Annotated in this window: 9 protein-coding genes; 4 read left to right on the top strand and 5 right to left on the bottom strand. The window is 45.3% G+C overall.

The genetic code is table 11. The annotated features are described in order from the left end of the window. Positions 1-15: 15 nt before the first annotated feature. From IQQ51_RS26460 to IQQ51_RS26480, 5 genes are all read right to left on the bottom strand, one after another. Positions 16-1167, bottom strand: a complete 1152-nt coding sequence (locus IQQ51_RS26460; RefSeq protein WP_193842557.1) for a murein hydrolase activator EnvC family protein — start codon at positions 1165-1167, stop codon at positions 16-18. 105 nt (positions 1168-1272) lie between these two features. Further along, on the bottom strand, positions 1273-2094 hold the full coding sequence (cysE, locus tag IQQ51_RS26465; protein WP_029223315.1) for a serine O-acetyltransferase: 822 nt from the start codon (positions 2092-2094) through the stop codon (positions 1273-1275). A gap of 141 nt (positions 2095-2235) precedes the next feature. Continuing rightward, positions 2236-3300 carry an NAD(P)H-dependent glycerol-3-phosphate dehydrogenase gene (gpsA, locus tag IQQ51_RS26470; protein WP_193842558.1) on the bottom strand — a complete coding sequence of 355 codons (1065 nt, stop codon included), beginning with the start codon at positions 3298-3300 and terminating at the stop codon, positions 2236-2238. Positions 3301-3482: 182 nt separating this feature from the next. Further along, positions 3483-3950, bottom strand: coding sequence for a protein-export chaperone SecB (gene secB, locus IQQ51_RS26475; RefSeq protein WP_009847959.1), 468 nt, complete (start codon positions 3948-3950; stop codon positions 3483-3485). Between the two features lie 116 nt (positions 3951-4066). Further along, positions 4067-4501: a rhodanese-like domain-containing protein gene (locus tag IQQ51_RS26480; RefSeq protein ID WP_012603060.1), complete on the bottom strand. Its 435-nt coding sequence runs from the start codon at positions 4499-4501 to the stop codon at positions 4067-4069. A 250-nt stretch (positions 4502-4751) separates the two neighbouring features. On the opposite strand from IQQ51_RS26480, the gene yjbE reads away from it, so the two are divergent. The 4 genes from yjbE (at position 4752) to IQQ51_RS26500 (ending at position 8897) form a co-directional block, all read left to right on the top strand. Further along, complete coding sequence (gene yjbE, locus IQQ51_RS26485; protein ID WP_102297165.1) at positions 4752-4967, top strand: exopolysaccharide production protein YjbE; 216 nt, start codon at positions 4752-4754, stop codon at positions 4965-4967. A gap of 101 nt (positions 4968-5068) precedes the next feature. After that, positions 5069-5770: a YjbF family lipoprotein gene (locus IQQ51_RS26490; RefSeq protein ID WP_193842559.1), complete on the top strand. Its 702-nt coding sequence runs from the start codon at positions 5069-5071 to the stop codon at positions 5768-5770. A 17-nt stretch (positions 5771-5787) separates the two neighbouring features. Beyond that, positions 5788-6618, top strand: coding sequence for a capsule biosynthesis GfcC family protein (locus IQQ51_RS26495; protein ID WP_193842560.1), 831 nt, complete (start codon positions 5788-5790; stop codon positions 6616-6618). Then, complete coding sequence (locus tag IQQ51_RS26500; RefSeq protein WP_193842561.1) at positions 6618-8897, top strand: YjbH domain-containing protein; 2280 nt, start codon at positions 6618-6620, stop codon at positions 8895-8897. Before IQQ51_RS26495 ends, IQQ51_RS26500 begins: the two co-directional genes overlap by 1 nt. Positions 8898-9436: the final 539 nt, after the last annotated feature.

Raw genomic sequence — 9436 nt, forward strand, 5'->3', positions numbered from 1 at the left:
ATCACGTATCTGCTCTTACCTAACCAACCAACTCTTCGGGTTTTGAGCTTGGCTGTTTCTGCGAATTTCAAAGTACAGTGATGGGCGAGTTTGGCCGCCAGTGTCACCTGCAAGCGCGATGGCTTCGCCCGCTTTAACCTTGTCACCTTCTTTCTTTAAAAGTGCTTGGTTAAAGCCATAGAGTGTCATATCACCTTTACCATGATCGAGAAGAACCACTAAACCATAGCCACGCAGATACTCGGCAAATACCACAGTGCCAGAGTAAACCGATTTAACCTGCTGACCGTACTTGGCATTGATCACCATGCCTTTCCAGTTAACTTGACCAGTTTGACTTGAACCATAGCTATGTAGAACTTTGTCTTTGATCGGCCAAGGTAGTTTGCCTTTGCGTTTAGCTAAACCATCCATAGGAACGGCGTTACGTCTTTCGCGAGCCGCTTTCTCCGCTTTCGCTATTTCAGCTTTAAGGCGAGTCTCATTTCGCTGAAGTTCTGCTAGGTAATTCTTGTCACCCGAGATGTTTTTCTTGATGCTACCAACGGTTTTCTTACGTTGGGTTTGGGTTTTGGCTAACGTATCGCGCTTGGTGGTTTGTTGTTTTAGCAGTGTTGCTATCTGTCCTTGCTCAAGTTGACGCTGTTTATGGCTTTCTTCTAATTCAAGTTGCGTCTGTTCAATCGTTTTGATTGTTGCGGAGCGAGCTTTGGCAAGGTGTTGGTAATAGTGACTGATACGATCTTCTTCCACACCTGTGTTGAGGATGTGAGAAGACGCTTTGGCTCGACTTGTCATGTAGTAAGTCTGAATCAGTTGCTCTAACTTATCGGTATGGACTTTTTTCTGAGTAGTAAGCGCTTTAATCTTGGTGTCTAAGTTAGTGATATTCGCATTAGCTGTATTGAGTTGCGCTTTGCTATCAAGGATTGCTTTTTCAAGCGAAGCGATGGATAGCTCTTGTTTCTTGAGGTTTGCCTGTAGGCTATCGAGCTTTTTCTGTTGTGAGGACAGGTTTTTTTGTTGGCGAGATATTTCACTCGATACGCCTTTCAGTTCTCCCTGAGAGGCGGCAAATGACGATGTAGATAGAAGAGCAGCGCAAAGGCTGGTAGATATCAGAAGAGTCCGGCTAATGGCTCGAATTTGTTTCATCATTATCGTCATTTAGTTGTATTCATCTGCTCTTAATTTTTCGAATTTCGCTGAATCGAATCCCGCATCGGCTTTTAAGTTCTTCGCATCTCGGTTACTCGAATCCCGAATCTGCTCCTAAATCCCATCACCATGGATGAAGTTCTGAGAGCGACCGTTAAACCCTTGATCCATATCTAAAGATGGCTTGTCTGTTTTAGGCTTTCCGACAACTTTTGCAGGAACCCCTGCGACTGTTGTATGAGGCGGTACGGCTTGTAGAACCACAGAGCAAGAACCAATTTTCGCGCCTTCGCCCACTTCAATATTGCCGAGTATTTTAGCGCCAGCACCAATCATTACGCCTTCGCGGATTTTAGGGTGACGATCGCCACCTTCTTTCCCCGTACCACCTAAAGTAACGTCTTGAAGGATCGATACATCATTTTCAACGACGGCTGTTTCACCAATCACGATACCGGTGGCGTGGTCGAGCATGATCGCTTTACCGATACGAGCTGCTGGGTGAATATCCACTTGGCAAGCAACCGAAATCTGATTCTGTAGGTAAGTGGCAAGCGCAATTCGACCTTGCTTCCAGAGCCAGTTAGCCACTCGGTAACCTTGAAGGGCGTGGTAGCCTTTTAGATAAAGCAGAGGCATCGAGTACATCTCGACAGCAGGATCTCGATTTACTGTCGCGCAAATATCACAAGCGGCAGCATCAATAATCGATTGGTCCTGCTTGAATGCTTGTTCAACCACTTCACGCACTGCCATTGCTGGCATTGAAGCTGTTTTTAGCTTGTTTGCTAGGATGTAGCTAAGGGCTGCGCCTAAACTTTCATGGTTGATGATCGTGGCATGATAAAAACTCGCAAGCATAGGCTCTTGCTCTGACTGCTGTCGAGCTTCCTTCACAATGCATTGCCAAACTTTTTGTTGTTCACAGTGTTTCATTTTACCATCCATTATTTTTTAAGGGGCAGGTACGAGTGACGAGATGAGAGATACGGATAACGAAAAGCAGCCTTCTTTAAGCGCTCAATCTGCTCTTACTCTTTTCGCATCTCGTTTATCCGAATCTCGTATCTGCTCTTGTTATCTTTCTGACTTCTTGTCTCGTGCAAGCAGATCTTGTGCTGCTAAGTGGGCATCTTTCCCTTGATACAGTACTTGATAAATTTGTTCAACGATTGGCATCTCGACGCCCATACGTTCTGATAATAACCAAACCTCTTTGGTGTTGCGATAACCTTCAACGACTTGGCCAATTTCTTCTTGTGCGGTATCGACATCTTTGCCTGCGCCAAGTGCCAAACCAAAGCGGCGGTTGCGTGATTGGTTATCAGTACAGGTTAGTACTAAGTCACCCAACCCTGCCATGCCCATGAAGGTTTCTGGTTGCGCGCCAAGAGCTGCACCTAATCGGCTCATTTCTGCCAAGCCGCGAGTGATGAGTGCGGTACGAGCATTAGCACCAAAGCCAATACCATCCGACATGCCTGCGCCAATTGCGATAACATTCTTCACTGCGCCGCCAAGCTGCATACCAATGAAATCTGAGTTTGCGTACACGCGGAATGTTTTACCGCAGTGAATTTTTTCTTGAAGCTCTTCTAAGAATACTTCATCAGGTGAAGCTACAGAGATAGCCGTTGGCATGCCCATCGCTAACTCTTTGGCGAAGGTCGGCCCTGATAGAACCGCTAACGAGTAACCATCACCCAGCACATCGTGCGCGACATCTTTAAGCAGGCGGCCTGTTTCTGGCTCTAAGCCTTTGGTCGCCCAGCAGATGCGAGAGTCTGAGGCTAAGTAAGGTTTAACGCTGTTAAGCACAACGCCAAATACGTGGCTTGGGACGACAAGCAAAAGGTCTCGGCTTGAAGTCACGGCTTTTTCTAAGTCAGATTCAATGATCAGACTTTCTGGGAATTCTATATTTGGTAGAAACTCATTGTTCGCACGCTCTGATTCAAGGCGATTCATATGAACAGGGTCATGTCCCCAAAGAACAACGTTTGCACCGTTACGCGCTAGAGAGATAGCTAAAGAGGTTCCGTAAGAACCTGCACCAATAACAGTCATGGCGATCTCTTTGCCGTAAGCGCTGTCTTTACCGTAAGCGTCTGTCGTGTTGGTCGGGTGAGTTGTGTCTGTCATGCTTCCACCTAAAAATAATGAGGGAAATCGAAGAAAGAATGCTGGAAAAGCTTTCCACCAAAATAAGAAGAGCTTTCAACTTTAGTACAGTGTAAAGAAAAAATGCACATCGCAGAAGTTGCGATGTGCATTTAAAAGCGAACTAGCGCTTGAATCGTTAGAGTTAAGTTCTACTTTGAGACTTAAGCCTGTTCGCCTTCAGCTTGCTGAGCTTGGTTTTGTAGGTAGTTCATGAACAAAGCATCAAAGTTTACTGGCGCTAGGTTCAGTTGTGGGAACGTACCTTTAACCACTAGGCTAGAAATCGTTTCACGAGCGTATGGGAACAGGATGTTCGGGCAGAATGCACCTAGGCAATGAGCCAGTTGGCCAGCTTCCATTTCGCTTGCAGAGAAGATACCGCCTTGTTGAACTTCACAAAGGAATGCAGTGTCTTCTGCGTTCTTAACCGTAACCGTTAGGCGTAGGATGACTTCGTAAACGCCTTCGCCAAGTTCACGGCTTTGAGTGTCTAGATCCAGTTTTACATCTGGGTTCCACTCTTTTTGAAACATGTCTGGAGAGTTTGGCGCTTCGAAAGATACGTCTTTTAGGAAGATACGTTGGATTGCGAAGTTTTGTTGTGCGTCTTGTTGTGCTGCTTCAGCCATTTTCTTGTCCTTAAAAATTTTAAATTAGACTCTGTTCATTGTATTTATTGAACAGAGCCTGAAAGTTAGTTTATCGGTCAGCCGCTTCTTGCCTTTAACCTATTTCTTACCTTTAACTACTTCTTGCCTTTAACTAAAGGAAGGTTAGCTTCGCTCCAAGCCACTAAGCCGCTTTTCAGTACGCTTACGTTTTCGAAACCTGCTTTAACCAGTAGGTTAGCGCTTTCTTGAGCGGTTTGACCTGTCTTGCATACTACGATGATTGGGTCTGCTTTGTGGCTTTCAAGGCTACCAAAGCTATTTGCTTTGATGTCTGACGGCAAAATGTGAACTGCGTCCGTAATATGGCCCTTTTTGAACTCATCCTTAGTACGAATATCAACCACAATGCCGTTTTCACGGTTAATCATGTGTGTGGTTTGCGCTGCCGTGATCTCTTTGTAGGCTGCGTTTGATGTCTTGATAACGTTCGCAATGATGGCAACAACCAAGCCGATCCATACGATGGCTAAAATCATATTCTCTTGAACAAATGGCACTAACTCTTGCATATCTTGAACTCTTATTCGTTATTGGGCGAAAAATTATAGGGTAGGAGTATAGCTAGAAAGAGTAGGAGAATACAGAGGAAGCATAGGGTTGTGATGACAGGTGAGATGTAAAATGATTTCTGTCTACAAATTATGCATTTACTTGAACACATTTATTCACTAATATTATCAATTGATTGTTTAAGCTGAACAATCAGTTGAGGACATTCTTAACCTCAGCATATAAACGTTTATATTAATGGGAATCATTATGAAAAAAATGGCTTTAGCAGCAGCACTAGCTGTTAGCTTCTCTGGCGGTGTTTTTGCAGCAGCAGAAGGTGCAGCAGCAGGTGCTGGCGCATCAACAGCAGCAGCGGGTACAGCAACAACAGTAGCAGTAACAACTGCAGCAGTCGCAGTAGGCGCAGCAGTTGCTGTTGCTTCTAACGACGGCGGCGCTACAACTACAACTACAACTAACTAATTTATAGTTGTAGCCTGTATAAAACCATTTTATGTGAAAGCATAAAATGGTTTTTTTATATCAGTGTGTCCTAAATCGCCTCGCTAGGAAGCAAAATAATCATGATCAAACCGCTTATCGTATTTTTAGGGCTGCTAGTTACTGGCTGCTCACAACAGTTCCAAGATCTTAATTCCACATTCAATGAAGCTCTCTTTGGTGATGCCGACGTCAGTACCACGGCCGAATATATTCAAGATCTGCCTTACGCCAGTATCTATGCCGAAATTAACGACCAAGGTAAGATTTTCATGGTGTTGGCTTTTGTTGGTCAAAACCCTGTAACCGGGGCTGAGCAACTCAAATGGATGTCATCAGACAAAGCCATGATCGTGACGGAAAATGGACGAGTGGTTCAAACCTTATTATTGCCTTATGAAAATCTATCTGGTTTAACCGTTAAACCGGCCAATGCATTAGTACCGAGTTTTGATTTGTCGGCAACGCCCAAGGCTCAAGAGTGGCAAGCTGCCTACGATTGGCAACCCGATTACCGATTTGGCTACAGTGCAAACATCGTTCGAACATACCTTAATGAAGAAACCGTACAAACCCCGATTGCGAACATTGCAACGCGCAAGTTTGTAGAGCAGATCCGTTACCCAGCCCTAGGGCAAGATATTGAGAATCTGTATTGGGTAAACAAAAAGGGACAAGTCGTCAAAACGGTTCAATACCTTGGTCCTGAGATGACCCGTTTAGAGCTGACCTTGCTAAAGCCTTATCAAACGAATAAGTCAAAGCCCGATCAAATTAAAGAATAAAGTGGTGAGTGAATAAAATGAATTATTTAAAAAAACTAGGGTACACAGCAGTACTTACGGTTTGTAGCGTTCTAGTGCCACCGCTTGTCATGGCTCAAAGCCAAGTTCCAGTGCTTACGGTCGAGTTACCGGTACAAGGTATCTCGCTGCAATATTCGCAACCTACGCGCTTAGAACAAGTATTAACGGACGCCAATGCGAATGGCGCGTTAGGGTACTTCCCGCTGTCTGCACAGTTATTTGATCGCAATGCTCAACCGCAGGTAGACAAGGTAAAACAACAGGTGTTGGATAAGCTCAAGCATTTTTCTTCACAAGAGCCACAAGCAACATCTGTGATTAAGCAGCTCGAATCTTTTGATTATCAAGCACGCTACTTTGTTGAGTTAGACCAAAATGCAGTGATGTCTCAGGCAGACAAGAATCCCCTATTGGTTTCAAAAAAGCCAACTGCTGGATCAAAAAAACCAGCTTCGCAAGGGGTTAGCGCTAAATCAACGGAACAACAGCACTTTGAGTTATATCTAACCGCTCGCCCAACCTCTGTGAATGTAGTCGGGGCAGTAAAGCAAGCTCACACGCTGCCTTTGGTTGAACACGCTCAGTTAGATAACTATTTAACGCGGTTGCCAAAAGGGCAGTTGCTAGATAGTGCTGATAACAGCACGGCATTTGTCATCCAACCCGATGGGCAGGTGAGTGAAATCAGTTATGCCTACTGGAACAGTAAGCCTGCTTATTTTGCTCCTGGTGCTATTATTTTTATCGCCTTTGATTCGCTCCCTTCTGAGTTTTCCACTTTGAATCAAGACATTGTCGAACTTCTACGTCATAAGGTTAATCTGTAATGTCGGCTACTCAATCATTTCCATTAACCCTGCTCGCAAGTTCGATTACGGGTACCTTACTGGCTGTCAGCAGTTTTGCTGTTAATGCGCAATACCTTTCTGCCACCACGCAAGAGCTACCTTCTCAAGTCGAGGTTTCTGGCTTTAGTACGCCAACGCTAAAACACTCTCAATCGGATTTTGGGGGTGTGGGCTTAATGCAAATGCCTACCGCGCGTATGGCTCCAGAGGGTGAATTCAACCTAAGTGCATCGTTCAATAACGAATATTATTTTTATAACGTTAGCCTGCAATTGATGCCTTGGTTAGAAACCACGATTCGTTACACACAAACACAAGATGTACTTTATAGCGGGGATAATGCTGGGGACCCTAATTGCTCTGCTAATAATTTTAGTGGTTGTAACACGCACGCTGACAAAGGCATCGATTTTAAAGTTCGCTTAATCGAAGAAGGCTACTATTTACCCGAGTTGTCTGTCGGAGTGCGTGACTTTGGCGGTACAGGATTATTTGATGGCGAATTTGTCGCGGCGAGCAAGCAATTTGGCCCACTTGATGTCACGTTAGGTATGGGCTGGGGCTACATGGGCACCAGTGGTAACGTCACCAATCCATTCTGTAAAGCAAGCGACAAGTATTGCGAACGTCCATCAGATACTAAAGGCAACGGTGGCAGCGTTGATTTTGAGCGTTGGTTTAAGGGCGATGCGGCAATCTATGGTGGTTTAGAATATCAAACGCCTTATAAGCCATTAACGCTTAAGCTTGAATACGACAGCAATGACTATTCACAAGATTATCCTGTAACGAATGGTGCTGCGGTTATGACGCAACATACCCCTTGGAACGTGGGGGCAGTATACCGTTTTACTGATTGGGCAACGGCAAAAGTCAGTTATGAACGTGGTGACACTCTAACCATGGGCTTTGACTTAACCACCAACTTTAATCAAATAACCTCCGTGTGGCGAGATACCGAAGCGGCGACTTTGCGACCAAGCGAAGCAAGCAGCATGGATGAGGTTGAACTGGCCAAGTTGACCCAGGAACTTGAGACCGTCGCGGGTTATGAGCAAGCGCAGATCTTAGTCGACGACAATACGCTGATTGTGAAAGGTGAGCAGGTCAAATACCGCAATCGAGAGGTCGCGCAGAAACGTGGGGCAACGGTTATTGCTAACCATGCCCCTGACTATATTGACACCTATAAGATCGTTGAAACCAGTAATGCTGGCGAGTTAAATCAAACCGCTATTGATGCCAATCAATTTAAACAAGCCGCTACATACCAGTATTTGGACTCGGATATTCAAGACGCTGCACAGCCAAGTGAGGTCGAATCGAAATCGTCGATCGCTTATCATGACGGCAGAGAACGTTTCGATGTGTCTGTCGCGCCTAACTTGGCGCAATCTTTTGGCTCAGCGGAAAATTTTTACCTATATGCTCTAGGCTTATACACCAATGCGTCTTTTTGGGCGACCAACAACATTGAGCTGTCTGGTTCTTTGTATATCAACTTGATCGACAATTACGACAAGTTTAATTATGAAATCCCACAAGATGGCACAGCGCAAACGCCACGAGTGCGAACGCTTTTCCGTTCTTACGTTGACGAGCCTGTTCGTTTAGACCGCTTGCAGCTGACGTGGTTTGAAGACTATGGCAGCGGTATCTACACCCAAGCTTACGGTGGTTACCTAGAGAGCATGTTTGCAGGTGTAGGTGGTGAAGTGCTTTACCGCCCATATAACAGCAACTGGGCAATTGGTGCCGACGCGACAGTCATCAGCCAGCGTGACCCAGAGAGCTGGTTTGGTACGTTTGATGAAGAGCTGCAATACCATGAAAAAGATCAGGCTTACTACAAGGTGATTGATAAAGGCACCACCGGATTTGTTACCGGCTACTACATGCCGCAGTGGGATTTCTTAAGTGACACTTTATTTAAAGTCGGTGTGGGTAAATTCTTAGCGGGAGATATTGGTACTCGTATCGATTTCTCGAAACAGTTCAAGAGCGGTGTTATCGCCGGTGCGTTTGTTAGCTTAACCGACATGACCACTGAAGAATACGGTGAAGGCAGTTACACCAAAGGCTTTTACGTATCGATTCCATTCGATCTAATCACGGTTAAGCCGAGCTCAAGCCGTTCACAATTCACATGGCAACCGCTGACTCGAGATGGTGGTCAAGTGCTGAATAAGCAATACAACTTGTTCGACCAAACCGACGCTCGCTCGCCTTGGTTCCAAAGACCAAGTAGCGTGAAGTAGAGCGGGAAGAGCAGTGTCGAGATGCGGGTCATCGAGTAGCGAAGAGCGAGAAAATATAGATACGGGTAACGAGTAGCGAGATACGAAGAGCAGGGAAAGAGCGGTTTCGGGTTATCGAGTAACGGGTACAAAGATCTAAAAATCAGCAACGAGATTCGGGTGAACGGGTCTTGAAGAGCTTTAAAGTAGGTGAGAGAAATTGAGCCTACGAAAGCCTATCTTTTGGTTCTCCCCCTTGAATGCCGTTCGTTTGTGAGCGGTGATGTTCATCAAAGGGGGAGTTAGAGGGGGATGTTAAACTATGTGTTACCAACCCCTCCCAGCCTCCCCTTATGTTGGTATTTTCTGCCAAGCTGCACCTGTGATAAAGGGGAGGAGCTAAAAGCATCCCGTTACGGTTTAACCTGCTCTTGACCTGCTCTTGGCTCTTCGTTTACTCGTATCTGATGTGACCCCATAAAAGTAGACACTTAATACAGAGCATTGAGTGTCATGAAAGTAAAATCACAAAGACAATATACAGACGAATTTAAACGAGA

This window comes from Vibrio sp. OPT18 (assembly GCF_015163615.1).
GTDB lineage: Bacteria > Pseudomonadota > Gammaproteobacteria > Enterobacterales > Vibrionaceae > Vibrio > Vibrio coralliirubri.

Excerpts from the sequence above, each read along its gene's own strand:
- IQQ51_RS26460 (WP_193842557.1), bottom strand. The coding sequence starts at position 1,167 with ATGACGATAATGATGAAACAAATTCGAGCCATTAGCCGGACTCTTCTG.
- cysE (WP_029223315.1), bottom strand. The coding sequence starts at position 2,094 with ATGAAACACTGTGAACAACAAAAAGTTTGGCAATGCATTGTGAAGGAA.
- gpsA (WP_193842558.1), bottom strand. The coding sequence starts at position 3,300 with ATGACAGACACAACTCACCCGACCAACACGACAGACGCTTACGGTAAA.
- secB (WP_009847959.1), bottom strand. The coding sequence starts at position 3,950 with ATGGCTGAAGCAGCACAACAAGACGCACAACAAAACTTCGCAATCCAA.
- IQQ51_RS26480 (WP_012603060.1), bottom strand. The coding sequence starts at position 4,501 with ATGCAAGAGTTAGTGCCATTTGTTCAAGAGAATATGATTTTAGCCATC.
- yjbE (WP_102297165.1), top strand. The coding sequence starts at position 4,752 with ATGAAAAAAATGGCTTTAGCAGCAGCACTAGCTGTTAGCTTCTCTGGC.
- IQQ51_RS26490 (WP_193842559.1), top strand. The coding sequence starts at position 5,069 with ATGATCAAACCGCTTATCGTATTTTTAGGGCTGCTAGTTACTGGCTGC.
- IQQ51_RS26495 (WP_193842560.1), top strand. The coding sequence starts at position 5,788 with ATGAATTATTTAAAAAAACTAGGGTACACAGCAGTACTTACGGTTTGT.
- IQQ51_RS26500 (WP_193842561.1), top strand. The coding sequence starts at position 6,618 with ATGTCGGCTACTCAATCATTTCCATTAACCCTGCTCGCAAGTTCGATT.